Raw genomic sequence first — 26,975 nt, forward strand, 5'->3', positions numbered from 1 at the left:
GTCCCGGGACGGGACCGCCGCCCGTCCCGCGCTATCCGCCGGAGGCGCCGTCGAAGAGGGCCACCTCGTCGGGGGTGGGGCGTTCCAGCTCGAAGGGGAGGATCTCCCCGCCGTCACTGTCGGTGACCATCGGTTCCTGGAGGACCTCTGGCTCCTCCCCGGTCCTGTTCCGCACCACCATGACACCGGAGTACCCGCTGTGGTCGTCCTCGGTGGCCACGAACGGGACCAGGCCCGGGCCGGCCCACTCGTTGGCGTGCAGGGTGTCGACCAGGTTCTGCCGGGTCAGGTCGGTGCCGACCTCCATCAGCAGCTGGGCGAACAGCGTCGCCTGCACCATGCCGTACACGGTCGTGTCGGTGAACGGTGTGCCCTCGTTGTACTCCTCGTGGATCTCCAGGTAGAACTCGGTCCACGGGTCCTCGCGCTGGGCCGCCATCGGCAGGAACGCGGTGATGATGAGCCCGTCCGTGAAGGACTCGGGCGGGACGTCCTCGGCGGCGGTGCCCTCCGCGTACTCCTCGATGAGCCCGGTGATGATCTCCACGTCCCCGCCGAAGCTGGGGGCGACCCACTGCGGGGTGTACCCGATGGAGGCGGCCTCCAGGATGGCCATGCCCAGGAACGCGGGGATGCAGTAGCAGACGGCGATGTCGGCGCCGGACGCCTTCAGCTCGGCGACCTGTCCGGCGAGCTCGGGGACCCCGGGGTCGTAGGACTCCCAGGCCACGATCTCCTCGGTGAGGTACTGCTCGATCCCGGCGTGGGAGGAGGGGCCGACGTCGTCGTTCTGGTACAGCAGGCCCACGTCGTCACCGGGGAAGTTCTCCGCGATGAAGCTGCCCTGGACCTTGGCCTCCTTGGAGTAGTCGACCTGGAACCCGTAGCTGTAGGGGTAGACCTCCGGCTGGTCCCAGGCGAGGGCGCCGGACGAGACGAAGAGGTCGGGGACGCCCTCCTCGTTGAGGTCGTCGATCACCGCCTCGTGGGTCGGCGTCCCCAGGCCGCCGAGCATCGCGAAGATCTCCTGGTCCTCGATGAGGGTCTCGGTGGCCTCCATCGTCTGCGCGGGGTCGAACGCGTCGTCCTGGACCTGGTACTCGATCCGGCGCCCGTGGATGCCGCCGTTGTCGTTGATGTAGTCGAACACCGCGCGGGCGCCCGTGGACACGTGACGGAACCCGGGTGAGGCCGGTCCGGTGAGGGGCTGGTGCGTGCCGATGACGACGGCGTCGTCACTGACCCCCCGGGTGTCGGCCTCGAGGGCCGCGGCTTCCTCCTCCGCGGTCCGTCCGCCGGAGCAGGAGGAGACGAGAACCGCGACGGCGAGTGCCGAGGCGATGGTGCTCAGTGTTCGCATGAATGGTGTCCTGGACTAGGTCGCGCCTGATCAGACTGGGTGGGTGGCCCCTGGGGGAGTAGTGGGCGGATGGGGGAGAGGAAATCGGGGGGAAACCCTACTGGCGGGTACGTTACTTGCGAGTAAACACCATACGCGTGTCGCACACCACTGCAGCCCGAGCGGGTTCCGCGCGTGCCGCGGGCGCCGTGGCCGGGGGCGGGCGCAGGGGCGGCCCCGTACGGGATCGCGGTCCGGAGCCGGTGTGCGGCGCGCTGCCACAGGCGTGGGGCGCGCGAGAACCGTGGCGCGGATCACCTCGCGGCGGGCGCGGGGGCGCCACGGCAGGGCCCCTTTCGGGGCGGGTGCGGGAACGCGCTGCCGGGCCGCTCGCGCCGGGCCGTGAGGCGCCGCTCCCGACGCACGCGGCGCCCGCCGCGGTCGGAGGGGCGCCGTCCCCGGCCGCCGTCCCCGGACGCTCCCGCGGGCCTCCGCCGGGGGTGGGATCAGCTGTCGGGCCGGTCGGACGTCCGTCCGCCGGAGGGGCCGGCCAGGGCCCGGGGGGTGCCGTCGCCGGAGGGGACACCGCCTTCGGCGGCGGTGGCGACGGCCTCGACCGAGCTGACCGAGCCCGCGGGCCGGGGAGCCCCCCGCAGGATCTCGCGCGCCAGCCGCGCGACGGCGTCGGAGGCCTGGTGCACCGCGCTGTCGCGCCGCCAGACCAGGAGGTGCCGCAGTTGTATGGGTGCGCCCTCCAGCGGACGTATCACCACGTCCTCACCGGTGTCGAAGTCGGACTGGCAGGGGGCGATCGCCCGGCGGTCGGCGATGAGGTCGCGGATCTCCGACCGGTCGTAGAGCCGGTAGGGCACCTCGGGGGTGAAGCCCGCGCGCTGGCAGGCCAGGTAGAAGCACTCGGGCCATCCGGTGCCGTCCGGAGGGGTCAGCGCCCACGGGGACTCGGCCAGGTCGCCCAGCCGGATCAGTGTCTGGTGCGCGCGCGGGTGTTCCGCCCACAGGGCCACGTGCAGGGGTTCCACCGAGAGCATCGCCCAGGCCAGCGGGCCGTCGGTGGACAGGTCGCGGTCCACGTAGTCGATGGTGGTCCCCAGGTCCAGGCGCCCGGCGCGGACCAGGTCGGTGACCAGTTTGGGGGAGTACTCGGTGCGCACGTGCACGGGGACGTTCGGGAAGACCTCCGGGAGCCGCGCCGACAGCTCGATGGTCAGCGGCCCGACGCCGCCCACGCGGAGCGTGGAGGGGGAGGCCCCGCGCGCGGTGATGTCGTGCAGCAGGTCGTCCATGGAGAGCAGGACCGAGCGCGCGCGGACCAGGACGAACTCACCGAGCTCGGTCGGGCGGACCCCCGAGCGCCCGCGGTGGAAGAGCGGTCCGCCGACCTCCCGCTCGATCCGCTGGAGCTGCGTCGTGAGGGCGGGCTGGGACGTGGAGAGCGCCGCGGCCGCCTTGGTCACGCTGCCGGTGTCAGCCAGGAGGCAGATGGTGCGCAGGTGGCGGAGTTCGAGGTCCATGCGTGGAATCTAGGACGGGGAGGGGGCCCGTGTACAGACGTGCTGTCGCGGAGGCCGCTGCGAGTCGGGCCGTCCAGGGGATCGGGGGTCCGATTCCCCTTTGTCGAGAGGCGGGCGCCCCGGGCCTCGTGCGCGACCGCGCCTTGGGATAGGGTGCCGCTCGTCACCATATAGTTGGACGTCCTACTACATCCAGTCGTTGGATGGGGCCGGCGCGGAACCGTGGGAGAGGCTCATGACGGTCGAACGCATGCTGCACACACCCGAGGCGGAACAGCTTCTCGATCTGACCGGGGAGATCGTCGACAAGGAGCTCGCCCCACGCGCCTCCCAGGACGAGGAGGAGGGGGTCTTCCCCCGCGAGGTCTTCCGGGTCCTGGGCGGGGCCGGCCTGCTCGGGCTCCCCTACCCCGGCGAGTACGGCGGCGGCGACCAGCCCTACGGGGTCTACCTCCAGGTGGTGGAGGAACTGGCCCGCGGGTGGCTCGCGGTGGGGCTGGGCGTCAGCGTCCACACCCTGTCCTGCTACCCGCTCGCGGCCTTCGGCAGCGAGGAGCAGAAGGCCGCCCTCCTCCCCGCCATGCTCGGCGGCGACCTCCTCGGCGCCTACTGCCTCTCCGAGACCGCGTCCGGGTCCGACGCCGCCGCCATGACCACCCGCGCCGAGCCGGTGGAGGGCGGGTACCGGCTCAACGGCGCCAAGGCGTGGATCACCCACGGCGGCGAGGCCGACTACTACTCCCTCTTCGCCCGCACCGGCGCGCCGGACTCGGGGGCGCGGGGGATCAGCTGCTTCCACGTCCCGGACGGCACCCCGGGGCTGGGCTCGGCGCCGCCCGAACGCAAGATGGGCATGCGCTCCTCCCCGACGGCCGGGGTCCTCCTCGACGACGTCGGGATCGGGGCCGACGCCCTGATCGGCGAGGAGGGCCAGGGGTTCGGCATCGCCCTGTCCGCGCTCGACTCCGGCCGCCTGGGCATCGCCGCCTGCGCCGTGGGCGTCGCCCAGGCCGCCCTCGACGCCGCCGTGGCCTACTCCCGGGAGCGCCGCCAGTTCGGCAGTGCGATCGGCGACTTCCAGGGCGTCGGCTTCATGCTCGCGGACATGGCCACGCAGATCGCCGCCTCCCGCGCCCTGTACCTGTCCGCGGCCGCGCTGCGCGACGCCGGCCGGCCCTTCGGCAGGCAGGCGGCCATGGCCAAGCTGATGGCCACCGACACCGCGATGCGGGTCACCACCGACGCGGTCCAGGTCTTCGGGGGCTACGGCTACACGCGCGACTTCCCCGTCGAGCGCTACATGCGCGAGGCCAAGGTGCTCCAGATCGTGGAGGGCACCAACCAGGTCCAGCGCCTCGTGATCAGCCGCCACCTGGCCAAGGAGGGGAGCTGACCGGACGGCGGACCCGGCGGCCGGTCCCGTCACACCGGCGCGAGGGGCCCCGGCCCCGATGACCCCGTACCCGTGGCCGGCCACGGGTACGGGGCGGCAGGGCCGCACACCCCCGGCCACGGCCCAGGGCGTGTTCGGTGGATGCTTTCGGCGGGCTCGGCGCTCGCGAGCCCGGAACGACCCGCGGACCACGGCCTAGGAGCGGAGCAGCCCCGCCGTGTCCCCGGCGGTGCGCACCACGGGCTCCAGAGGCCCCGGGGCCAGAGCGGCCAGCGCCGAGCGGTACCCCTCGGCGCACTCCAGGTCGGTCAGGGCGGCGGACTCCGGGCCGCCGCCGCCCTCCCAGGAGAGCAGCGCCGCGTCGTCGTGGGGCGGGCTCACCAGGACCCTGCGCAGACCGCCCGACAGGCCCAGCCCGGTCGCCTTGAGGAGGGCCTCCTTGCGTGCCCAGTACCGGAAGAAGGCGCCGACCCGGTCCTCGGGCGCCAGGCGCTCCCAGGCCGCGTGCTCGGGCGCGGCCAGCGTGTAGCCCGCCAGCCCCGCCAGGTCGCGGGCCTCGGAGACCCGTTCGACGTCGACCCCCACGGGCACGCCCCCGGAGACGGCGAGGACGACCCACTCGCCCGAGTGGCTGACGGAGACCTCCCATCCCTGGGCGGGCCCGGAGGGGTGCGGCTTGCCGTGCGGAGCGGCGTCCCCGGTGCCCGCGCCGGTGCGCTCCTTCTCCTCGCACGAGCGGCAGCGCAGGTCGAAGGTGACCTTCTCGGGCGGGCAGCCGGCCCGGTCCGCAAGGACCAGGCGGGCCATCGAACGGCCCAGCAGGTGCCGGTCGCGGTCGGCCTGGTGGCGGAAGCGGGCGTTGCGCGCCCGTTCCTCCTCGTCCAGCAGGCGCAGCAGGCGGTCGTCGGCGGTGGAGGTGTGGGCCCACCAGACCTCGTGGGCCGGGGGCGCGGGGTCGAGCTTCATGCTCCTCATTGTCACCCGACTTTCCCCGCGTTGGGTGGTGTGAGGTCAACCCAAACCGGGAATTCGGTTAATGGCAGGTCAGCCCGTCCCCTGGGGAGGCCCGAATGTCTGTCTTCGTGTTGTTCGGAGCAGGTGCGCTCATCGGCCTGGTCACGCTGACGGCGGTCGTCATCGTCACCCTCCTGACCGAGAAGCCCGAGGCGGAGCAACCCGCGGCCCGGGAGCGGTCCGTACTCTAGAGCGGCGCGGGACCACGCCCGTGCGATGGCACGGGTGAAGGTGGGTCCACATGGCCGAGGAAAGCCGTCCGGCGTTCGCCGCCGAGCGACGGGAGCGCATTCTCGAACTCGTGCGCGCCAACGGCACCATGTCCCTGCGCGACATCGCCGCCAAGGTCCGCGCCTCGGAGGTCACCGTCCGCCGCGACGTGCGCGCGCTGGAGGCCGAGGGGGTCGTGGACCGCCGGCGCGGCGGGGTCGCCCTGCCCGGCCGGATCGGCCACGAGCAGAGCTACTCGGGCAAGAGCGGCCAGTGCGCCGCGGAGAAGGCCGCGATCGCGGTGGCCGCCGCACGCCTGGTCCGCCCCGGCGACGCCATCAGCATCGGCCCCGGCAGCACTGCGGAGGCCTTCGCCAAGGAGCTCCTCACCCGCCACGACCTGACCGTGGTCACCAACTCCCTGCGCGTCGCCGACGTCCTCGCCGAGGCCGCGCGGGTCGAGGTGGTGGTGACCGGCGGCACCCTGCACGGGCCGATACGGGCGCTGGTCGGGGCGGCGGCGGAGGTGAGCCTGTCCGGGCTCCGCGTCAACCGGGCCTTCCTCTCCGGCAACGGGGTCAGCGCCGACCGCGGGCTGAGCACCCCCAACCCCGCGGTGGCCAGTGTGGACCGCGCGCTGGCGGCCTGTGCGGACGAGACCATCGTCCTGGCCGACCACACCAAGATCGGCGCCGACACCATGGTGCCCACCGTCGCCCCGGAGGAGATCGCCCACCTCGTCACCGACAGCAGCGCCGACCCCGAGGTGCTGATGACCCTGGAGGAGCTGGGGGCACTCGTCCACGTCGCTGTGGTCGCCGACGAACGGGGCGAGTGAGACCGCCCCGCCGCGACCGGTCGGAAGGACCGCGTACCCTACCGTTCACGCCCATTGCGCTATCGGCGCCCGGTGCGTGATCCTGGGCCCACCCCAGTCCGCCCTCCCGACCGACCGCCGCCCATACGCAGGAGCCGCCGCGCATGCCCTCACAGCCGACGCCGCCGCACGTCCCGTCCGAACCGGTGCGCGTCACCCCCGAGCCCGTGGCGCTCCCCGAGCCCTGGGCGGACTCGCGCCTGACGGTCGTCGTCCCCACCTACGACGAGGCGGCCAACCTCCCCGTGCTGGTCGGGCAGCTCATGAGCCTGGACCTGCCCCGCCTCAGGGTCGTGGTCGTGGACGACAGCTCCCCGGACGGCACCGGCGAGGTCGCGGACAAGCTCGCCGTCGAGTTCCCCGGGCGGGTCGGCGTCCTGCACCGCACCGCCAAGGACGGCCTCGGCCGCGCCTACGTGGAGGGCATGAACCGCGCCCTGGAGGAGGGCGCCGACTACGTCGTGCAGATGGACGCCGACCTCAGCCACCCGGTGGGCTACGTCCCGCAGCTCCTGGGCACCCTGCACTCCACCAACGCCGGGGTGGTCATCGGCAGCCGCTACGTGCCGGGCGGGAGCCTCTCCGAGCAGTGGGGCGTGCGGCGGCGCCTCCTCAGCGGCTGGGCCAACGCCTACGTCAAGGCCGTGCTGTCCATCCCCGTGCGCGACGTCACCGCCGGGTTCAAGATCTGGCGGGCCTCGGCGCTGCGCGTCCTCGACCTGCCCAGCATCGAGAGCACCGGCTACGCCTTCCAGGTGGAGATGCACTACCGGGCCCACCGCAGGGGCCAGAAGATGATGGAGATCCCCATCCACTTCGAGGACCGCGTCGCCGGCGAGAGCAAGCTCGACGGCGCCGTCGCCCTGGAGGCTGCCCTGCGCCCGCTGCGCCTGCGTCGCGCCGAGAGGTCCCGCAGGCGCTAGCTCCGGCCCGCCTTCCTTCACATCCGCCCGCTCGTCTGAGAGCATCGGTGAAAACGTGGGAAGGGGGAGAACACAGTGACCGAAGAGCCCTATGACGTGGACACCGACATGGGTGACGACCCCGAGGAGAGCGAGGCCGCCGAGCTCGAGCGGCGTATCGAACCGGATTACGACATCCAGGAGTACGACTTCGAGGACGACGACAGCCGGGGTGAGCGGGGGATCAGCGAAGCGGTCCGGGACGAGCGCAACGACGTGTACCCGCGGCAGAGCTGGGGCGGGGAGACCCGGAGCGCCGAGGAGGAGGCCGTCAACGAGATCGACGACGGGTACTCCCCCGACGTCGGCGAGGGCGCGGCGGTGAGGAGCCCTCACCCCGGTGAGGCCGACGCCCACCGGGCCGACGCGCACGGCGCGGACGAGCGCGACCGCACCGCGGACCCGGCCGGCTACGTGCCCGACGCGGAGGACCCCAAGGACACCGGGGCGCCGGACGCCTGATCCGGGACCCGTGGCGGGAGACCGGGGCCCGGACGACGCGGCCCGGGACCGGTCCGCCGTATCCGGCCGGCGCCACGCGGCCGTACCCCTCGCGGCCCCGGCAGGCCCTCCGGCCGCCGGGGCCGCGCGCTGCCCCGGCCCGGCGGGCGGGTGCTCCTCCCCGGCGGCAGTTCCGGGGTCCCGCACGCGGCCGGCCCCGTGTCCCTCGGAAGGGCGGTGCGCCCCGAAGCCGGGGAAGGGGCCGGGGTCTCGCGCACAGTGCCCCTCAGGAGGACAGGTCCCTCAGGAGGACGGCGCGCCCGGCCCCCGGCCGTCCGAGATCTCCCCGGCCGTCGAACCCGGGCACGAGCGCAGCGGCGGCCCCGCCACACCGCAGAACCGCAGCGGCTGGTCGTCGGCGCGCGGGGCCACGGCACTGGCCTCTTCGGCCATCGCACCGCGTTCGGCCGCCTCAGCGGCCTCGGGCATCCGCCCGCGCGGCAGCGCCAGCGCGCACAGGGAGGCCAGGACGCACAGGCCCGCCAGTATCAGCATCGCCGGGCCGAACCCCTGGGCTATCTCCGCCGACGCGGCGCCCGATCCGGACCCCTGGCTCCCGGAGCCGCCGATCCCCGCCAGGACGGGGACGGCGGCCACGCCGATGAGCTGCGCGGCGCGCGCGAACGTGTTGTTCACCCCCGACGCCAGCCCCGCGTGCCGCTCGGACACCGATGCGAGCACCGTCGCCGTCAGCGGCGCCACCGTCGTCGACAGCCCCAGCGCCACCAGGAGGACCCCGGGGAGCACCCCCGTCAGGTAGGGCGCGTCCGGTCCCAGGCGGGACAGCAGCACGAACCCCGCGGCCAGCAGCAGCGGGCCCGCCACCAGCTGGGGCCGCGGGCCGATCCGGGCGGCGAGCTTGCCCGAGCGTGCGGAGAGGGCGAGCATCAGGAGCGTGATCGGCAGCGACGCGGCCCCCGCCGCGACCGGCGAGTACCCGCCCACCTCCTGGAGGTGGATGACCAGCAGGAACAGGAGGGGCCCCAGCGATCCGTAGATCAGGACCGTCGCCGCGTTCGTCACGCTGAACGGGGTGGAGGAGAAGATCCCCAGGGGCAGCATGGGGTTCGCGGTGCGCGCCTCCACCGCGAGGAAGGCGCCCAGGGACAGCACGCCGACCACCACGCCGGTCCACACGGCCGGGGTGCCGCCGACCGCGCCCCACTGGATCAGCGCGTAGGTGATCCCGCCCAGGGCCACGACCCCCAGCAGCGCGCCCGGGTAGTCCAGCCTCCGGGGGGCCTGGGCGTCGCGCGACTCCGGCACCTTGAACCAGGCGATCGCCAGCACCGCCGCGGCGATCGGCAGGTTGATGAGGAAGATGAGGCGCCAGTCGCCGATCTGCACCAGCCAGCCGCCCACGAACGGCCCCACCGCCGAGGCCACCCCGGTCAGCCCGGACCACGCCCCGATCGCCCGTGCGCGGTCCTGCTCGCGAAAGCCCGCCTGGAGGATGGCCAGGCTCCCCGGGGTGAGCAGGGCGCCTCCCACGCCCTGCACCACGCGTCCGGCGATCAGCCACTCCAGGGTGGGCGCGAACGTGCACAGCGCCGACGCCAGGGCGAACACGGCCACGCCCGCCATGAACAGGCGGACCCTGCCGAACCGGTCCGACAGGGAGCCGCTGAGCAGGATGAGCGCGGAGAGCGTCACCATGTAGCCGTTGACGATCCACTGCAACCCGGACAGCCCCGTGTCCAGGTCCTCCTGGACGGCGGGCAGCGCCACCGTCACCACCGTCGAGTCGAGGAAGGCCATCCCCGAGCCGAGCACGGTGGCGGTCAGCATCCACCGGGCGGCCGGCGTCCCCCAGGCCACCGCGCCGCTCGTCGCCGGTACCGAAGCAGATCCAGACACAGCACACACCCCCGGTCCACAGTACGGCGCGGACCCCCGCCCGCAGGCGGGGGGCCCCGTCGGGTGTCCCCGAGTTGTGCAGGATGTGACCTGCGCCTACTCGCTGGCGAGCGCCCCCGTGATGGAGGCCCCGGCGGCCCGGCGGGCGGGCAGCACGGACGCCAGCAGGCCCGCGAGCACGGCCACGGCGATGAACACCGCGATCTGCCCGGCCGGAACGGTGAGCACCATGTCGGGCAGGGTCGCCGCGCCCGCCGCCCAGCCGAACACCACGCCCAGCACGATCCCGATGCCGGCGCCGATCAGGCACAGCAGGACCGCCTCGACGCCCAGCATCCGGCGCAGCTGCCCCTTGGCCAGGCCCAGCGCGCGCAGCAGGGCGGACTCGCGGGTGCGCTCCAGCACCGACAGCGCCATCGTGTTGGAGATGCCGAACACCGCGATGACGATCGCCAGGCCCAGCATCGCCGCGATGGTGTAGAAGGCGATGTCCATCATGTCCGAGAACTGGTTCTTCATCTCGGCCACCGACATGACCTGCATGGTCGGGTGGTCGTCCACCGCCGTGTAGACGGCGTCGCGCACCTCGGAGGCGTCGGCGCCCTCGGCCGCGCGGACGTAGACCATCTCGCTGTCGGTGGTGTCGGGGAACAGCGTGGCGAAGTCCTCCGGGGAGACGACCGCGCCCCGCAGGGTCTGGGCGTCGGCCAGGACCGCGGCGACCTCCAGGTCGACCTCGCCGTCCGGGGACGGCAGGGTGAGGGTGTCGCCCACGCCCAGGCCGTCGGCCAGCCCCTCGGAGAGCAGCACCTCGCCGGGACCGAAACCGGAGATCTCGCCCTCGACGGTCTCGCCGGTGATGTCGACGCCGAGCTCGGCGCCGTCGTAGGTGCTGACGGGGAGCGAACCCACGGGGGAGGCGTCGTAGCCCTCGACCGTGCCTCCGCGCTGGGCGATCACCTTGTCCAGGAGGGGGCTCTCCGCGAGGGCGTGCTCGACCTCGGTGGGGACGAGGGGCATGCCGGTCTCCCCGGACGCGGACGTGTCGGCCCCCTCCTCCGGGGAGGCCCCGCCGTCCTCGGCATCCGCCGAGTCCTCGGGCGAGGCGCCGTCGGCCGGGGCCTCGCCCTCCTGCCCCTCCTGCGTGCTCTCGGGCGGGGGCTGCACGGTGTCCTCGGCCGGGACGCCGTCCGTCCCGGCGCCGTCCTCCGCGGGGGCTTCCTCGGCGACGGTGTCGCCGCCGGAGGCGCCGTCCATCGAGTACTGGGCGCTGACCTGGTAGTCCACCGGGAACTGCTCGTCGAGCATCCGGGTCATGGTGGACTCCAGGGAGGCGCTGACCACCGAGTAGCCCGTGATGAGCGTGGCACCCACCGTCAGGGCGATCATCGCGGTGGCGGCCCTGCGCGGGCTGCGGGTGGAGTTGTCCACCGCCAGCATGCTGGGCACGCCGACCCTGCGCAGCGGGACGCCGACCAGGCGGACGATGCCGCGCACCAGGAGCGGGCCCAGCACGACCACGCCCACGAAGGCGATCAGGGCGGCCGCCGTCACGATGACCGGCCCCATCTGGTTCGGGCCGGACACCTGCGTCAGGGCCACCAGCGCGGCAGAGACCAGGAAGGTCAGGACGCCGAACACGACGCGCATCCAGCCGGTGCCCTTCTCCAGGCCGCCCGCGGTCGCGCTGGTGCGCAGCGCGGCCAGCGGCGGGACCCGGGTGGCCCGCGTGGCCGGGACCAGGGCGGAGCAGACGGTCACCACGGTGCCGACCGCCAGGCCCACGATCACGGCAGACGGCGTGATCACCACGGGGACCGAACCGCCCATACCCAGCAGCGGGCCGCCGAACGCCGCACCGGCCATGCCGATGCCGACGCCCGCCAGGACGCCGAGGGCGGAGGCGATCAGCCCCACCGCCACCGACTCCAGCAGGACGGACCGGAACACCTGGCCGCGCTTGGCGCCGACGCAGCGCAGGAGGGCCATCTCCCGCTGGCGCTGCGCGATGAGGATGGCGAAGGTGTTGTAGATGACGATCCCCGCCACGAACATGGCGATGAACGCGAACAGCAGCAGCGCGGTCCGCATCATCGCGGTGTCGCCGCCGGCGGACTCGGCCATCTCCAGGCCGAAGGCCTCGCCCGTCTGCACGTCCGCGCTGTCGCCCAGCAGGGCCGCGACGGCCTCGGCGGCCTGCTCGTCGGTGTGGCCCTCCGAGGCGAGCACGTCGATCTCGGTGTAGCCGGTGGCGCCGGTCATCTCCCCGACGGTGTCGGGGGAGAAGACGAGCGCGCCGCCGTAGCTGTAGCCCGGGTCCACGCCGAAGTCGACCAGGCCGGTCACGGTGAACTCGCGCTCCTCCTGCGCGGGGTCGAGCACCGTCACCGTGTCGCCGACCCCGAAGCCGGCCTGCTCGGCGGTGGAGCCGGCCAGGGCCAGCTCGTCGGGGCCCCCGGGCAGCTCGCCCTCGGCCGCGGAGAAGCGGCTGGTCTCCCCGATGGAGATGGCGGCGGGCGGCATGAAGCCGAACGCGCGGCCGTCACGGTCCAGGAGCACGGCCTGTCCGCTGACGATGCCGTCGGCCCCGGCCACCTCGGGCAGGGCCCGGACACCGTCCAGCTGGGCCTCGGTCAGCGGTTCCGGCTCCGAGGGCTCCGCCGGGTCCGCCGGCTCCTCGGCGGCGGGGACCGCGATCGCGTCGACGCTGGTCGCGGAGCCCATGACGGACTTCTCGTAGTTGGCGTTCAGCGTGTCGGCGAACACCATCGTGCCGGAGACGAACATGACGCCGAGCAGGATGGCCATCACCGTGGTGAAGTACCGGGACTTGTGCATCCGCAGCCCGGCGAGTGTGGTGCGCAGCATGGATCAGACCTCTTCCAGCTTCAGCAGCCGCGCGGAGACCAGTTCGGCGGTGGGCTCGAGGACCTCGTCCACCAGGCGGCCGTCGCGGAGGAACACCACGCGGTCGGCGTAGGAGGCCGCGACGGGGTCGTGGGTGACCATGACGATGGTCTGGTGCAGGTCGCGGGCGGAGCCGCGCAGGAAGGCGAGGACCTCCGAGCCCGAACGCGAGTCCAGGTTGCCGGTGGGCTCGTCGGCGTAGACGACCTCGGGGGCGTTGAGCAGGGCGCGGGCGACGGCCACGCGCTGCTGCTGCCCGCCGGAGAGCTTCGCGGGCAGGTGGTGGAGCCGGTCGCGCAGGCCGACCACGTCGACGATGTGCTCGAAGCGCTCCTTGTCGACCGCGCGCCTGGCGATCTGGGAGGGCAGCAGGATGTTCTGCTCGGCCGTGAGCATCGGCAGCAGGTTGAACGACTGGAAGATGAACCCGATCCGGTCGCGGCGCAGCAGGGTCAGCTCGGCGTCGCGCAGACCGGTGATCTCGGTGCGCCCCAGGTGCACGCTGCCGGACGTCGCCACGTCCAGCCCGGCCAGGCAGTGCATCAGCGTGGACTTGCCGGAGCCGGAGGGGCCCATGATCGCGGTGAACGCGCCCCGGTGGAACTCCACGTCGACCCCGGCCAGGGCGTGGACCTTGCTGTCGCCGGTGTCGTAGGTCTTGGTGAGGCCCCGCGCGACCACGACCGGTGGCGAGGCGACCGGGGGGACGGTTTTCACAGTGGACTCGGTCACGACAGACAGCTCCAGAGACGGTGGGACGACGGATGTACGGGGAGTGGTTGATCGGTGTTGCCCGCCGGGGGACCCCTCGTCCGGCCCGGCACACCACAACGCTAGGTCCGCGGGGACCGCCCGGGCGTCCACCGCTGGGCCGATCCCGGGGTCGGCCGAAGGAGGGGTGCGCGCCGGGTTCGGGACTCCTTCGTCTGGCCGACCCGCCGACTTTCGTCGGGGGTGGACCCGTCACCGTCCGTGTTGATCAACCGAAACGGTGGTCCTGAACTGCGATGACGCGAAAGTCGAGTGGTCGTGACGGCGCGGCGGGGCGGCCGCCGGACACGGGGGGCCGGCGGGAGCCGCCCGTAGAATCCGCACCATGAGGACCTGGGTCAACGACAGGGGGCGGTCCGTCGGCGCCCGGTGGCGGAACAACTGGCAGTGGTGGTGGGACCGCAGGCTCCGCATCGCCGACTGGCTCTACGCCCTGGGGACCCTGCCGCTGAGCCTGCTCCTCCAGATGGGCGCGAACGGTCTCTTCCGAGGTGCGATCGAGTCCGGATCCGCCGTCCTCTCGCGCTCCGGGTCCGTGAGTGCGATGATCGCGCTGCTCGGCCTCGCCGTCGTCCTCTCCGTGGTCCCGGCCTTCGTGGCGGCCGCCGCCATCATGTTCCGGCGCACCCACCCCAAGTGGCTGCTCCTGATCGCGGTCGTCCTCCTGGCGGGCTTCGGCAACTCCGTCCCGGCCTCCATCGCCATCTACTCGTACGCCGTCTACTTCGACGACCGCAGGCTGCTGGCCGCCTGGTTCGCCCTGCTGTGCCTGGCCACCGGCGGCGGATACGGGACCAACGGCCTCATGTACGTCATCGCCGTGGTGTTCTTCCTCGTCGTCCCGGTGACGGCGGGCCTGTGGATCGGGACCAGGCGCCAGCTGGTCGAACGGCTCCACGAGCGGGCCGAGCGGCTCGAACGCGAACAGCACCTGATGGCCGAGCAGGCCCTCACCACCGAGCGCACCCGTATCGCGCGGGAGATGCACGACGTGGTCGCCCACAGGGTCAGCCTCATGGTGCTGCACGCGGGCGGGCTGGAGGTGTCCTCGGAGGACGCCCGGACGGTGGAGGCCGCTGGGCTGATCCGCACCACGGGACGGGAGGCGCTGTCCGAGCTGCGCGGGATCCTCGGAGTGCTGCGCGACGAGACGACCGCCGCCGCGCCCACGGCGCCCCAGCCCGTCCTGGCGGACCTGGACCGGCTCATCGGCGAGTGGAGCACCGCGGGCATGGTCGTGCGCAGGGAGGAGACGGGGCGGGCGCGGCCCCTGGCGCCGGGGGTCGAGCGCACCGCCTACCGGATCGTCCAGGAGGGGCTGACCAACGCGGCCAAGCACGCCCCCGGCGCGGAGGTCGCCGTGCGCCTGCACCACGGCCCCCGCCAGATCGAGGTCGAGGTCGCCAACGAGCCCGCGCCCGCGCCGACCGTGCCCATGCCGCAGAGCGGGTTCGGGCTGACCGGCCTCCACGAGCGCGTGGTGCTGGCGGGGGGCAGCCTCAGCGCGGGGGTGTGCCCCGACGGGGGGTGGCGGATGCGCGCTATCTTGCCAACCGACGGCAGCCCGGACCGGGACGCGGAGTGACCCCCGCCGAGGGGACCGCGCGTCCCGGCCCGCCGGGCCGCCGCGCCCGGACCCGCCGACGGCGGCCGGTACGGTCGCCGCTGCCTTCGCACACCGACACGAGAGGACCCGCACGGTGATCCGCACGCTCCTGGTCGACGACGAACTCCTGGTCAGGTCGGGGTTGCGGATGATCCTGGACTCCGCCCCCGACATCGAGGTCGTGGGGGAGGGGGGAGACGGGGAGGAGGCCGTACGCCTCGCCGAGGAGCTCCGCCCCGACGTGGTCCTGCTGGACATCCGCATGCCCGGCACCGACGGGATCACCGCCGCCGGCCGCCTCACGTCCCTGCCCGAACCGCCCCGCGTGGTCCTGCTGACCACGTTCGACCTGGACGAGTACGTGCACAGCGCGCTGCGCGCCGGGGCGGTGGGCTTCCTGCTCAAGGACACGCCGCCGCGCGACCTCATCGCCGCGGTGCGCACCGTGCACGAGGGCCACGCCATGCTGGCCCCCAGCGTCACGAAGCGCATGCTCGAACGCTTCGCCTCGCCCGCCCCCGCCGACTCGGCCGCGGGGCGCGAGGAGGCGGCGCGGCGCCTGTCGGTGCTGAGCGAGCGGGAGCGGTCGGTGCTCGTGGCGGTGGCCCAGGGCATGTCCAACGCCGAGGCGGGCCGGGCCCTGGGGATGCGGGAGGCCACGGTGAAGGCGCACGTCAGCCGTATCCTGGCCAAGATGGGCATGTCCAACCGGGTCCAGGCCGCCATCCTCGCCCACGACGCGGGGTGGGCCTGAACCGCTGCGGGGAGCCCCGGCGCGGGCCGCGGCTGTCGTCCGAGGCCCGACGCGGCAGGAGGACATCCGTCTCCGACAGATCCCGCGCACGTCCACCGACCGGCACGGAGGTGCCCATGTCCCCACTGATGAAGTTGACCGCGATCACACTCGACTGCGCTGATCCTGTGGCCCTGGCGGCGTTCTACCAGCAGGCCACCGGCCTCGAACCCCACCCGGGATCGGGTGCCGACTTCGCCGGCCTCACACGGGGGGACGGGCTCTTCGTCGGCTTCCAGCGGGTCGACGGCTACCGGGCTCCGCGCTGGCCCGACCAGACCGTCCCCCAGCAGTTCCACCTCGACTTCGCGGTCGAGGACCTGGACGAGGCGGAGGCCCGGCTGCTGGAGCTGGGCGCGGGCAGACCGGACCACCAGCCGGGCAAGGGGGTGTGGCGGGTCCTCACCGACCCGGCCGGCCATCCCTTCTGCCTGGTGAGGGGCTGAGAGCCCGTATCCCGTCCGGCGAGACAACGGTCACTCCGCGCGGCGCGGCGACGGGCGGCGCCGCCCGCGCCGACGCGGTGGGGCCGCATCGGGGCAGGTCCGGCCGCTTGGTGGCGATATGGAGGGCGATGTCGCTCTCCGTCTCAGTTGCGTCTACCGGCCGGTAGCTCGGTACGCTGCAATGCGATCCCACCCCCGGAACATCACGTCGTGGCTGATCACAGCAGCCGCAGGAGAAGAGGAGCCCCTATGTCGCGCTCGGTACTGGTCACCGGCGGCAACCGCGGAATCGGCCTGGCCATCGCCCGTGAGCTGGCCGCCGGTGGAGACTCCGTCGCGGTGACCTACCGTTCCGGCGAACCGCCGGAGGGCCTGCTCGGCGTCCGCTGCGACATCACCGACTCCGCCCAGGTGGACGCCGCCTTCAAGGAGGTCGAGGAGGCGCAGGGCCCCGTCGAGGTGCTCGTCGCCAACGCCGGGATCACCAAGGACCAGCTCCTGGCCCTGATGAGCGAGGACGACTTCTCGTCCGTCGTGGACACCAACCTCACCGGTTCGTTCCGCGTCACCAAGCGCGCGGTGCGCGGCATGATGCGCAAGCGCTCCGGCCGCGTCGTCCTCATCTCGTCCGTGGTGGGCCTCCTCGGCTCCGGCGGCCAGGCAAACTACGCCGCGTCCAAGGCCGGCCTGGTCGGCTTCGGGCGCTCCCTCGCCCGCGAGCTCGGCTCGCGCAACATCACGGTCAACGTGGTCGCCCCCGGCTTCGTCGAGACCGACATGACCGCGGTCCTGAGCGAGGACCGCCAGGCGGAGATCAAGAAGAACGTCCCGCTGGGGCGCCTCGGCTCGGCCGAGGACATCGCCAGGACCGTGGGCTTCCTCACCGGCCCGGGGGGCGCCTACATCACCGGCGCCGTCATCCCCGTGGACGGCGGCCTCGGCATGGGGCACTGAGCCGCCCCGCCCGGCCGCCGGCCGTTCCCCGCACCCCGCAGACCGCAGCCACCGGAGCTCCCCTCCGGAACAGCAAGACAGGACGGACCACCCGAACCATGGGAATCCTCGAAGGTAAGCGCATCCTCGTCACCGGGGTGCTCACCGACTCCTCCATCGCCTTCCACGTGGCGCGCCTCGCCCAGGAGCAGGGCGCCACGCTCGTGCTCACCGGTTACGGCCGGATGAGCCTGGTGGAGCGCATCGCCAAGCGCCTGCCCGAGACGCCCCCCGTCCTGGAGCTCGACGTCACCGACGACGAGCAGCTCGGCACCCTCGCGGCCCGCGTCGGCGAGCACGTCGACGGCCTCGACGGCATCGTCCACTCCATCGGGTTCACGCCGCAGGACGCCCTGGGCGGGAACTTCCTCAACACGGAGTGGCCGGACGTGGCCACCGCCATGCACACGTCCACGTTCTCCCTGAAGTCCCTGACCACCTCCCTGATGCCGCTGATGGGCGGGGGCGGCTCGGTCGTGGCCCTCGACTTCGACAACAGCGTGTCCTACCCCACCTACGACTGGATGGGCGTCGCGAAGTCCGCGCTCGCCTCCACCGCCCGCTACCTGGCGCGCTACGTCGGCGACCGGGACATCCGGGTCAACCTGGTCTCCGCCGGGCCGCTCAGCACCATGGCAGCCCGCAGCATCCCCGGCTTCGCCGAACTGGCCCAGAACTGGCCCGAGCGCGCCCCGCTGGGCTGGGACATGACCAACCCCGAGCCCGCGGCGAAGGCCGTCGTGGCGCTGCTGTCCGACTGGTTCCCGGCGACGACCGGCGAGACCGTCCACGTCGACGGCGGCTTCCACTCCACCGGGGCCTGACCCGGCCGCCGGAGGCCCGCACCCCGGTGCGGTAGGTTGACGCGGTCGGGGGCCCCGGGGCTCCCGACCGCGTGTCGTCCCGGGGCCGGTCGCGGCGTGTGCACCCGTGTGCCCGGCGCCTTCCGTGTGACCCTGGTGGACGGCCGCGAAAACCCGGGAAGCACGACGGCGTCGGAGGTACGGACGGATGGATCTGGGACTGTCAGGGGCACGGGTGGTCGTCACCGGGGCGAGCCGCGGGATCGGCCGCGCCGTCGCCCAGGCGTTCGCGGAGGAGGGCGCGGACCTCGCGATCTGCGCCCGCGGCCCCGAACCCCTCGCCAGGGCCGCCGAGGAGCTGCGCGGGACCGGCGTGAAGGTGTTCTCCCGCGAGCTGGACGTCACGGACCACGACGCGCTGCCGTCCTTCGTCGACGAGGCGGTGACGGCGCTCGGCGGGCTGGACGTGCTGGTGTCCAACGTGTCCGGCGGCAGCGCCCCCACCGCGGACCAGTGGCAGCGCGGGTTCGACGCCGACCTGATGCCGTTCGTGCGGCTGACCGGGGCGGCCGGCCCCCACCTGCGCGCCTCCGGGCGCGGCGGCGCGGTCGTGCTGGTCTCCACGACCTCCGCACTGCACACCACCGCGCCCGCCGGGCCGCGGTCCTACGGCGCCGTCAAGGCGGCGCTCAACCACCACGCGTCCTCGCTGGCCCGTGCGTGGGCGCCGGACGGGGTGCGGGTCAACACCGTCTCGCCCGGTCCGACCGAGTTCCCCGGCGGGGGGTGGGAGCGCCGCCGCGAGAACGACCCCGCGTTCTACGAGAGCATCCGCGAGCGCATCCCCTGCGGACGCCTGGGCCGCCCCGAGGAGGTCGCCCGCTCGGTGGTCTTCCTCGCCAGCCCGGCGGCCTCGTTCGTCACCGGGCAGAACCTGGTCGTCGACGGGGGCTTCCTCGACCGGGTCTGACCCCGGGGCACCGGTCGGCGGGGCGCGCACCCCTCCTCCGCGCCACCGCCCGGCCACGTTTTCCTCCAGCTGCCCGATGCCGCCCTCCGCGCGGGCGCCCGCGCCACAGCCGTAGGGCTGTATGGTCACGTCGGTGCCCTGGTACCGTCTTGCGGTGCCCAGAACCGCAGACCACGCCCACCGGCGGGCGCAGATCACCGGGGCCGTGTGCGAGCTGATCGCCGACAGCGGCCTCGGCTCCGTCACCGTGGCCCGCACCGCCGCCCGCGCGGGGATGTCGGTCGGGCTCGTGCAGCACTACTTCCCGTCCAAGGACGACATGCTGCTGCACGCGTTCGAGCGCGTCAGCGGCGACGTCGCCGCCCGTGTCGCCGACATCGTCAGGACGGGCGCCCGCCACGAGCGGACCATCGCCGAGATCCTCGGTGCGGCCCTGGCCGAGCACCTGCCGCTGGACGGGCCCCGACGCGCGGAGTTCCGCGTGATCCGGACCTTCGCCGGACGGGCGCTGGACAACCCGGCCCTGGCCGAGGTGGACGCCCGCGCCGGAGCCGCCATGCACGCCGAACTCGTCCGCGCCGTGGGCAACGGCGTGGAGTGCGGCGAGGTGGCGCCCGACCTCGACGCCGACGCGGCCGCCGCCCGCCTGGGCGCGGTCACGGAGGGGCTGGCGACCCGGGTCCACCGGGGGAGCCCCGGCGCCGCCGAGCTGGCGCGGGCGGTGCTCGGGGCCGAACTCGCCTCCGTCTTCACGGGTGAGTGCCGCCAGTACGCCCGCTGAGGGCCGCCCCGCCCCGTCCCGGCCGGGACGCCGAGCCCGGGGCGACCGCGTGGGGCTACCCCTCGCGCAGGATCCGGACCAGGAGGGTCGAGCGCTCCAGGGCGACGTTGTCGCGCACGCCCGTCTCCAGCGCGCCCGCGGTGGCGTCCACGACCGACACGTGCCGGGTGGCGCGCGTCAGCGCCGTGTACACCTGAGGGCGCGACACGGGGACCTCGGGCGGGAACACCGCCACCACGGCGGGCCAGAGGCCGCCGTGCGCGGCGGCCACCGTCACCGCCCAGCCGTGGCGCAGCGCCGCCGGGTCGGCGACCCTCACCCGGGCGCCGCCGGAGAGCTCCACCACCGCCTCCCCGTCCACCTCGCGCAGGTACCCGGTGTCGCCCGGGGCGAAGCCGGGTCCCGAGGCGGCCAGCAGCACCCGGTCGCCGACGTCGAACCCCCCGTGCGCGCCGGGGCCGGGGTTCAACCGCTCCTTGCACCCGGCGTTGAGCGAGCGCGTGCCCGCCGGCCCGTCCTCGCGGGCGGCCACCACCTGGACGTCCTCGGCGCCGATGCCCAGCGCGCGCGGGATGGAGTCGGTCACCAGCTGTACCACCCGGTGCGCGGCCTCCTCCGCGGAGGAGGCGGGCACCCGCACGACCTCGCGCCCGGGCGCCTCCACCTCGGGGAAGCCGCCGGCGGCCACGGCCTCCGCGAGTTCCGCGAGGGGCCCGGGGGCCTCGGCGCCGGCGATCTCCGCCACGTGCGCGGTCCGCGAGGCGGCGATGTCGAGCGCGACCCGCCCCGGTGCGGCGGACGGGGCCTGGTGGGGGTCGGCCACGAGGACCAGGTGGGCCCCGTCGGGGCACGCCGCGGCCAGTTCGGCGGCGCGGGCGGCGCCCACGGACATGGCCTCGCACAGCACGACGAGCCCGACCGCCAGGGGAGCCCCGGCCGTCAGGGCGGCCAGCGGGACCGCGCGCAGGGGCGCGGGCGCTGCGGGGCCGTCCCCGGCGTCCCCGCCCTCCGGAGATCCTTGTCCGCCGTCCCCGGCGTCCTCCCCGTCCCCGGCGTCCTCCCCGGGGGCGCCGGGGGTCCCGGAGCCCTCCTCCTCGGCCGGTCCGTTCCCGCCGCCGGGGTCCCCGGCCGGGGCGGGGGCCGCCGCCCGGTCCCCCTCGCCGGAGGCGTCCCGCGCGGGGCCGTCGCCGGGCCCGGCGTCCGTCCCGCGGATGCGCGCGATCTCGGCGTCGAGGGCCGCCGCGGCCTGCGCGGTCGGCGCGGCCACCGCGATCCCCACCCGGCTGTCGGCGGCGATCGCGTGCAGGCAGAGCAGGGCCCTGGCGAGCTCCCCGGTGTCGCCCGGTCCGTGGCTCAGCACGGTCACCGGGCGCAGGGCCGCGGTCACCACGGCCTCGCGGGTCCGGTCGGAGACCGAGAACCCGCCCCGCTCCTCGGCGGCCTCCACGGTCTCCCCGGCGGTCGCCGTGTCCATGATCGGGTCGTTGCCGCTGATCAGCCGCAGCAGCTCCTCGCCCAGGCGCTGTTCGGCGCGGCCCACGTCCGCCAGGGCGTAGTAGCGGTCGGTGTCCTCGGGCAGCTCCGGGACCCCGCCCTCCTCGAAGTCGAAGTCGTCGTCGGGCTCGTCGGTGCTCTCCAGCACCACCGCGCTCCCGTCGGCCGCGGCCGCCTCCAGGGCCGCCGCGGGGGCGGCCACCCCGAGCTTGCCGACGGCCGCCGCGAGCCGCTTCTCCTCCACGACGGTGTTGCCGCGGCGTGCGGCCAGCCGCAGCACGTGGGCGGTCAGGGCCGCCAGGCGGCGGGGGTCGTCGGGGCGGGCGGCGTCGCCCAGGCGCCTGCGCGCGCAGAAGTCGGCCTGTTCCACGGTCACCTGCGGGAGGCGCAGCAGCAGCCAGGGGTTCGCGTCCAGGTCCGCGGCGGCGCCCGGTCCCAGTGCGGCCAGCAGCCGGGGAGCCAGGGCGCCGGGGGCGCCCATCCGGTCAAGGACGGCGTTGACCTGTTCGACAGCCTCGGACACCTCGGGTGGTTCCCCTCGTCACGCGGTTCGTGGACCCTGGGAGCCTATCGACTCGCGGTGACGTTCCGGTCCGGCGCCGACCCGCGCCGAGCTGCGGGCGGGCCGGCGGCGGGGTGCGTCCGCTCAGGCTCCGCGCCGCGCGCGCCCGCCCCCGCGCCCCCCGGCGGGCCCGTCGCCCCCGCCCACGACCTCGCGCACCGCGAGACAGGGGTCGGTGGTCGGGGAGGACTCCTGGATGCTGGTCGCCGCGCGCAGGGCGCTCGCGCGGAACAGGGCCCGGGCGGGCTCGTCAACGCCGGCCAGCACGCGCTCCTCGACGCGGTCCACCCGGTCGCGGGCGCCGGCCAGCACCTCGCGCCCGCGCTCGGTGGCGCACACCCGCCGCACCCGGCGGTCGCCGGGGTCGACCCGGCGGCGCACCAGTCCGGCCTCCTCCAGGTCGTCGAGCAGGTAGGTCATCACGCTGCGGTCGATCAGCAGGCGCTCGGCCAGGGCCGCCTGGGTGGGCGGCTCGGCGTGGACCGCCGCGGTGAGGACGTGGTAGCCGCGGCTGCCGTGCGGGATGTCGGTGAGCGAGGCCTCCGTGAGCTCGTGCCAGCGGCGCAGCACGACGGCCAGGGACCACCCCAGGGTCGTGCCGGGTCCGCTGTCCGGAGTGGTGGTCGTCATGTCCCCGAGAGTACCAGGAATACGTGGTGGCTAAGATAAGTTGTTGCCAACATCATTTGCTGAACAAACTAGTTTCGCCCCCTCCGAGGAGAAGCCCCATGCCCGACTACGGACACCCGCTGGAGTTCGGCGCCTTCGTCACGCCCGCGGCGCAGGACCCCGACCGGGCCGTCACCCTGGCCGAAATCGCGGACGAGGCGGGGCTGGACCTGGTCACCTACCAGGACCACCCCTACAACCCCGCGTTCCTCGACACCTGGACCCTGCTCAGCTGGGTGGCCGCCCGCACCACCCGGATCAGGGTGTCCGGCAACGTGCTCAACCTGCCCCTGCGCGGCCCCGCGATGCTGGCCCGCTCGGCGGCCAGCCTCGACCTGCTCTCCCGCGGCCGGTTCGAGCTCGGCCTCGGCGCCGGGGCCTTCTGGGACGGCATCGAGGCCATGGGCGCGCGACGCCTGACCCCGCGCGAGTCCGTCGACGCGCTCGGCGAGGGCATCGACGTCATCCGGGCCGTCTGGGACACCGACGCCCGCGGCGGGGTCCGCCTCGACGGCGAGCACCACTCCGTCCGGGGCATGAAGCGGGGACCCGCCCCCGCCCACGACATCGGCATCCACCTCGGCGCCTACAAGCCCCGCATGCTCCGCCTGGTCGGCGCCAAGGCCGACGGCTGGCTGCCCAGCCTCGGCTACCTGCGGCCCGAGGACATGGCCTCGTCCAACAAGACCGTCGACGAGGCCGCCCTGGAGGCCGGCCGCGACCCCCGACAGGTCCGCCGGATGCTCAACCTCGCCCAGAACGCCTTCCTGCCGACCAACCGCGGCTTCCTCCAGGGGCCGCCCGAGCAGTGGGTGGAGGAGCTGCTCCCGCTCGTCCTCGAACACGGCTTCTCCACGTTCATCGCCGCCTCCGACGACCCCCGCACCCTCCAGACCCTCGCGGCCGAGGTCGCCCCGGCCCTGCGTGAGGCCGTGGCCGCCGAGCGCGCCGGAGCGGGCACCCCGACGGGGCCGGTCCGCCCCGTCGCCGCCCTGGCCGCCCGCCGCACCGGCATCGACTACGACGCCGTCCCCGAGGCCCTGCGCGCCGACGCCGTCGAGCCCGGGGACAAGGGCTACGCCAAGGTCCGCCACGGCTACATGCAGCACGGCAGCCCCGGGCTGGTCCTGCGGCCGGGCGACGCCGAAGGGGTCGCCTCGGCCCTGGCCTACGCACGGGCCCAGGACGCCCCGCTCCACGTCCGCAGCGGCGGCCACGGCATCAGCGGCCGCTCCACCGGCGACGGCGGAGTCGTGGTCGACCTCTCCCGCATGGACGGCGTCCGGGTCCTGGACCCCGGCACCGGACTGGTGCGGCTCGGGGCCGGGGCCCGCTGGGGCGCCGTCGCCTCCGCGCTGGCACCCCACGGGCTCGCGCTCGGCTCGGGCGACCACGGGGGCGTCGGGGTCGGCGGCCTGGCCACCACCGGCGGGCTGGGCTACCTCTCCCGCGCCCACGGGCTGACCATCGACAACATCACCGCCGTCGAGGTCGTCACCGCCGACGGGGAGCTCGTGCGGGCCGACGCCGACCACCGCCCCGACCTGTTCTGGGCGATGCGCGGCGCGGGCGCCAACTTCGGGGTGCTGACCGCGGTCGAGGCCACCGCCGCACCGCTCCGCGACGTCGTCCTCGGCCAGTTCGCCTACGACGCGAGCGACACGGCCGGGTTCCTGCGGGCCTGGGGCGAGATCGCCGAGGCCGCGCCCCGCGAGGTCACCGCGTTCCTCACCACCGGTCCCGGGCGCGGGGGCGGCGGCCCCGTCGCGCAGGCGATGGTGGTCTACGCCGGGGACGACACCGACCTGGCGGTGCGGGCCCTCGAACCGTTCCTCGCTGCGGGGCCGGTGCTGGACCAGCGCGCCCAGGTCGCGCCCTACCCGGCGATCCTGCCCCATGACGACGCCCCGCACCGGGGCCACGGGCTGCCCGCGTCGCGGAGCGGGCTGCTGCGGCACATCACGCCCGAGCTGGCCGGGGGCATGGCCGAGCTGCTCGCCTCCGGCGACACGTACTTCATGCAGCTCCGGCAGGTCGGCGGGGCCGTCAACGACGTCCCCGCCGACGCCACCGCCTACGCCCACCGGACCCAGAACTTCTGCCTGGCCACCATGTCCTCGGGGCCGCGCGTGCCGCGCATGGACGAGCGCTGGGCGGAGCTGGAGGAGCACCTGGAGGGGATGTACCTCAGCTTCGACACCAGGACCGGGCCGGAGGTCCTCGCGCGGGCCTTCCCCGAACCCGTCCTGGGCAGACTGCGCGGCCTCAAGGCCGAGTACGACCCCGGGAACCTGTTCGACAAGAACTTCCCGATCCCGCCCGCGACCCGGGAGTGAGCGGGAGGGAGGGCGCGGCCGGGGGAGGGCCGGGGGTGCGGCGTCCGACCGGGGGAGCCGGCGGCCGGAGGGGTCAGCGCTCCTGACGCGCCGTCGCGTCGTCGAGGGCGTCGCGGATCTCGGGCGGCAGTTCCACGCCCTCCACCCCCAGGACCTCCTCCAGCTGGGCGAGGGTCCGCGGACCGGTGACGGCGGCGGCCACGCCCTCCTGGTCGCGGGCCCAGCTCAGCGCGACCGCCAGCGGCGGCACGCCCAGGCCCTCGGCGGCCGTGCACACCGACTCCACGACGCGGCGGCTGCGGTCGTCCAGGTACGGCTCCACGTACGGGGCCATGTGCGGGAAGGCCGCCCGCGAGTCCGGCGGCGTCCCGTTGCGGTACTTGGCGCTGAGCACCCCGCGGCCCAGCGGCGCCCACGCGATCACGTGGGCGCCCGCGGCCGCGGCGGCGGGCCGCAGTCCCCGGTCGGCGCCCCGGTTGAGCAGGGAGTACTCGGTGCCCACGCTCACCAGCGGGACACGGCCGGGCTGCGCCCTCTGCCAGGTGGCCAGGGTGGCGAACTGCCAGGCCTCCAGGTTGCCCGCGCCCACGTAGCGCGCCTTGCCCGCCGCGACCGCGGCCTCCATCGCGGCCAGCGACTCCTCCGGCGGGGTGGCCGGGTCGAACACGTGGAGCTGCCACAGGTCGACGTAGTCCGTCTGCAACCGCCGCAGCGAGGCGTCCAGGGACGCCAGCAGGTGCCGCCTGGAGGCGTCCACCGGCCGGTAGCCCTCGGGGGTGTGGCCGGTCTTGGTGGCCACCACCACGTCGTCCCGGCGCACGGCCGCGCGCAGCAGCCGCCCCAGGATCCGCTCGCTCTGCCCGCCCGTGTAGATGTCGGCGGTGTCCACGAGCGTGCCGCCCGCGTCCACGAACGCGGTGAGCTGCTGCCCGGCCTCCTCCTCGGAGGTGTCCTTTCCCCAGGTCATCGTCCCGAGGGCGGTACGAGACACCCAGAGCCCTGATCTGCCCACCTGTCGCTGTTCCATGCGGCGGAGAGTACCCTGTTCACCCGGAGTCGGCCCCGAGTACACCCTCGCCGCGTAGTCTCGGCGCAGCCCGGACCGGGGACGTTCGCCACGATCGCGGCTCGAACACGGCGGGGACCGAACCCTCTCCGTCCCCCGGGTGGCACACAGCCCGCCCCTCCGCGTACGCGCGCCCCGGCCGGGCCGTTCCCCAGCAGTGCTCCGGCGCCCCCTGGCACCGGACTATCCAGAAAGTCCGAAACCGCGTGTCCATCTTCGAGGCGGTCGTTCTCGGCCTCATCCAAGGACTCACCGAGTTCCTGCCTGTCTCCTCCAGCGCCCACCTGCGGGTGTTCGCGGCCTTCTTCAACTGGCCCGACCCGGGTGCGGCCTTCACCGCCGTCAGCCAGATCGGCACCGAACTGGCCGTGGTCGTCTACTTCCGCCGACGCATCTGGGCGGTCATCACCACCTGGTGCCGGTCCCTGGTCGACCGCGACCTGCGCGGTGACGTCAACGCCCGCATGGGCTGGTACGTCATCATCGCCAGCATCCCCATCGGGGTGCTGGGCCTCCTCCTGGAGGAGCAGATCGACGGCGTGTTCCGCGACCTGCGGCTGATCGCGCTCTCCCTCATCGTCTTCGGCGTCATCCTCGGCGCCGTCGACCACTACGCCCGCCGCCAGAACGAGCTGGAGGACCTCACCCTCGGCCGGGGCCTGGTCTTCGGCATGTTCCAGTGCCTGGCGCTCGTGCCGGGCGTCTCCCGCTCCGGCGCGACCATCACCGGCGGGCGCCTGCTGGGCTTCACCCGGCCGGCGGCGGCGGAGTTCGCGTTCCTGATCGCGATGCCCGCCGTGTTCGCCTCCGGCCTCTACAAGATGCTGGACATCGGCGGCAACGAGTACGCGGGCTGGGGCGCCACCCTCGTCGGCACCCTGGTCGCGTTCGTGGTCGGCTACGTGGTCATCGCGTGGCTGATGAGGTTCATCTCCACCCACAGCTTCATGCCGTTCGTCATCTACCGGATCGCCCTGGGCGTCGTCATCCTCGCCCTGGTCCTCTTCGGCGTGCTCGCCCCGGAGGGCGGAGCCGGGGTCGGCTGACCGGCTTCCCCGAGCGGTCCGGGGGCGCGGCCCGCCCAATCGGCGGG

At 74.3% G+C, this 26,975-nt stretch carries 23 protein-coding genes; 14 read left to right on the forward strand and 9 right to left on the reverse strand.

Annotated features, from left to right (window positions below):
• Positions 1-31: 31 nt before the first annotated feature.
• Positions 32-1,360 carry an ABC transporter substrate-binding protein gene (locus tag ACWGL3_RS17965; RefSeq protein ID WP_452461576.1) on the reverse strand — a complete coding sequence of 443 codons (1,329 nt, stop codon included), beginning with the start codon at positions 1,358-1,360 and terminating at the stop codon, positions 32-34.
• Between the two features lie 485 nt (positions 1,361-1,845).
• On the reverse strand, positions 1,846-2,871 hold the full coding sequence (locus tag ACWGL3_RS17970; protein WP_267949218.1) for a LysR family transcriptional regulator: 1,026 nt from the start codon (positions 2,869-2,871) through the stop codon (positions 1,846-1,848).
• A 235-nt stretch (positions 2,872-3,106) separates the two neighbouring features.
• On the opposite strand from ACWGL3_RS17970, the gene ACWGL3_RS17975 reads away from it, so the two are divergent.
• Positions 3,107-4,264 carry an acyl-CoA dehydrogenase family protein gene (locus ACWGL3_RS17975; protein ID WP_267949219.1) on the forward strand — a complete coding sequence of 386 codons (1,158 nt, stop codon included), beginning with the start codon at positions 3,107-3,109 and terminating at the stop codon, positions 4,262-4,264.
• 195 nt (positions 4,265-4,459) lie between these two features.
• Here the strand turns inward: ACWGL3_RS17975 and ACWGL3_RS17980 are convergent, their stop codons facing one another.
• Positions 4,460-5,239, reverse strand: coding sequence for a 4'-phosphopantetheinyl transferase family protein (locus ACWGL3_RS17980; protein ID WP_267950335.1), 780 nt, complete (start codon positions 5,237-5,239; stop codon positions 4,460-4,462).
• 95 nt (positions 5,240-5,334) lie between these two features.
• Between ACWGL3_RS17980 and ACWGL3_RS17985 the strand changes: the two genes are divergently transcribed.
• The 4 genes from ACWGL3_RS17985 to ACWGL3_RS18000 all read left to right on the forward strand — a co-directional run bounded on the left by ACWGL3_RS17985 (position 5,335) and on the right by ACWGL3_RS18000 (position 7,789).
• Positions 5,335-5,469, forward strand: coding sequence for a hypothetical protein (locus tag ACWGL3_RS17985; RefSeq protein WP_267949220.1), 135 nt, complete (start codon positions 5,335-5,337; stop codon positions 5,467-5,469).
• A gap of 50 nt (positions 5,470-5,519) precedes the next feature.
• Complete coding sequence (locus ACWGL3_RS17990) at positions 5,520-6,326, forward strand: DeoR/GlpR family DNA-binding transcription regulator (protein WP_267949221.1); 807 nt, start codon at positions 5,520-5,522, stop codon at positions 6,324-6,326.
• 143 nt (positions 6,327-6,469) lie between these two features.
• Positions 6,470-7,288, forward strand: a complete 819-nt coding sequence (locus ACWGL3_RS17995) for a polyprenol monophosphomannose synthase (RefSeq protein WP_267949222.1) — start codon at positions 6,470-6,472, stop codon at positions 7,286-7,288.
• A 75-nt stretch (positions 7,289-7,363) separates the two neighbouring features.
• Positions 7,364-7,789 (forward strand): hypothetical protein, encoded by a 426-nt coding sequence (locus ACWGL3_RS18000; protein ID WP_267949223.1) that lies wholly within the window; start codon positions 7,364-7,366, stop codon positions 7,787-7,789.
• Positions 7,790-8,071: 282 nt separating this feature from the next.
• Here the strand turns inward: ACWGL3_RS18000 and ACWGL3_RS18005 are convergent, their stop codons facing one another.
• The 3 genes from ACWGL3_RS18005 to ACWGL3_RS18015 all read right to left on the reverse strand — a co-directional run bounded on the left by ACWGL3_RS18005 (position 8,072) and on the right by ACWGL3_RS18015 (position 13,324).
• A complete protein-coding gene (locus ACWGL3_RS18005; protein ID WP_267949224.1) occupies positions 8,072-9,685 on the reverse strand; it encodes an MFS transporter in 1,614 nt (537 codons plus the stop codon).
• A gap of 96 nt (positions 9,686-9,781) precedes the next feature.
• Positions 9,782-12,553, reverse strand: coding sequence for an ABC transporter permease (locus ACWGL3_RS18010; RefSeq protein WP_267949225.1), 2,772 nt, complete (start codon positions 12,551-12,553; stop codon positions 9,782-9,784).
• 3 nt (positions 12,554-12,556) lie between these two features.
• Positions 12,557-13,324, reverse strand: a complete 768-nt coding sequence (locus ACWGL3_RS18015) for an ABC transporter ATP-binding protein (RefSeq protein WP_267949226.1) — start codon at positions 13,322-13,324, stop codon at positions 12,557-12,559.
• 364 nt (positions 13,325-13,688) lie between these two features.
• On the opposite strand from ACWGL3_RS18015, the gene ACWGL3_RS18020 reads away from it, so the two are divergent.
• The 7 genes from ACWGL3_RS18020 (at position 13,689) to ACWGL3_RS18050 (ending at position 19,755) form a co-directional block, all read left to right on the forward strand.
• A complete protein-coding gene (locus ACWGL3_RS18020; protein ID WP_452461577.1) occupies positions 13,689-14,948 on the forward strand; it encodes a sensor histidine kinase in 1,260 nt (419 codons plus the stop codon).
• Positions 14,949-15,063: 115 nt separating this feature from the next.
• The gene (locus tag ACWGL3_RS18025; RefSeq protein WP_267949228.1) at positions 15,064-15,723 is read left to right on the forward strand and encodes a response regulator; all 660 of its coding nucleotides are present in this window, start codon (positions 15,064-15,066) and stop codon (positions 15,721-15,723) included.
• A gap of 116 nt (positions 15,724-15,839) precedes the next feature.
• Complete coding sequence (locus ACWGL3_RS18030; protein ID WP_267949229.1) at positions 15,840-16,208, forward strand: VOC family protein; 369 nt, start codon at positions 15,840-15,842, stop codon at positions 16,206-16,208.
• A 249-nt stretch (positions 16,209-16,457) separates the two neighbouring features.
• Complete coding sequence (fabG, locus tag ACWGL3_RS18035; protein ID WP_267949230.1) at positions 16,458-17,162, forward strand: beta-ketoacyl-ACP reductase; 705 nt, start codon at positions 16,458-16,460, stop codon at positions 17,160-17,162.
• A 98-nt stretch (positions 17,163-17,260) separates the two neighbouring features.
• A complete protein-coding gene (gene fabI, locus ACWGL3_RS18040; protein ID WP_267949231.1) occupies positions 17,261-18,025 on the forward strand; it encodes an enoyl-ACP reductase FabI in 765 nt (254 codons plus the stop codon).
• Between the two features lie 187 nt (positions 18,026-18,212).
• Positions 18,213-18,974, forward strand: coding sequence for an SDR family NAD(P)-dependent oxidoreductase (locus tag ACWGL3_RS18045; RefSeq protein WP_267949232.1), 762 nt, complete (start codon positions 18,213-18,215; stop codon positions 18,972-18,974).
• Positions 18,975-19,128: 154 nt separating this feature from the next.
• On the forward strand, positions 19,129-19,755 hold the full coding sequence (locus ACWGL3_RS18050) for a TetR/AcrR family transcriptional regulator (protein WP_267949233.1): 627 nt from the start codon (positions 19,129-19,131) through the stop codon (positions 19,753-19,755).
• A 55-nt stretch (positions 19,756-19,810) separates the two neighbouring features.
• On the opposite strand, the gene ACWGL3_RS18055 is transcribed toward ACWGL3_RS18050, so the two are convergent.
• Together ACWGL3_RS18055 and ACWGL3_RS18060 are read right to left on the reverse strand one after the other, a co-directional pair.
• Complete coding sequence (locus ACWGL3_RS18055) at positions 19,811-21,772, reverse strand: helix-hairpin-helix domain-containing protein (RefSeq protein WP_452461578.1); 1,962 nt, start codon at positions 21,770-21,772, stop codon at positions 19,811-19,813.
• Between the two features lie 123 nt (positions 21,773-21,895).
• Positions 21,896-22,441: a MarR family winged helix-turn-helix transcriptional regulator gene (locus ACWGL3_RS18060; protein ID WP_267949235.1), complete on the reverse strand. Its 546-nt coding sequence runs from the start codon at positions 22,439-22,441 to the stop codon at positions 21,896-21,898.
• 98 nt (positions 22,442-22,539) lie between these two features.
• Between ACWGL3_RS18060 and ACWGL3_RS18065 the strand changes: the two genes are divergently transcribed.
• On the forward strand, positions 22,540-24,816 hold the full coding sequence (locus ACWGL3_RS18065; protein WP_267949236.1) for an LLM class flavin-dependent oxidoreductase: 2,277 nt from the start codon (positions 22,540-22,542) through the stop codon (positions 24,814-24,816).
• Between the two features lie 73 nt (positions 24,817-24,889).
• Here the strand turns inward: ACWGL3_RS18065 and ACWGL3_RS18070 are convergent, their stop codons facing one another.
• The gene (locus ACWGL3_RS18070) at positions 24,890-25,843 is read right to left on the reverse strand and encodes an aldo/keto reductase (RefSeq protein ID WP_344184014.1); all 954 of its coding nucleotides are present in this window, start codon (positions 25,841-25,843) and stop codon (positions 24,890-24,892) included.
• Between the two features lie 245 nt (positions 25,844-26,088).
• Here ACWGL3_RS18070 and ACWGL3_RS18075 point away from each other — a divergent pair, with 245 nt between their 5' ends.
• On the forward strand, positions 26,089-26,928 hold the full coding sequence (locus ACWGL3_RS18075) for an undecaprenyl-diphosphate phosphatase (protein WP_267949238.1): 840 nt from the start codon (positions 26,089-26,091) through the stop codon (positions 26,926-26,928).
• Positions 26,929-26,975 lie beyond the last annotated feature (47 nt).

The organism is Nocardiopsis sp. NPDC055824 (genome assembly GCF_053616335.1).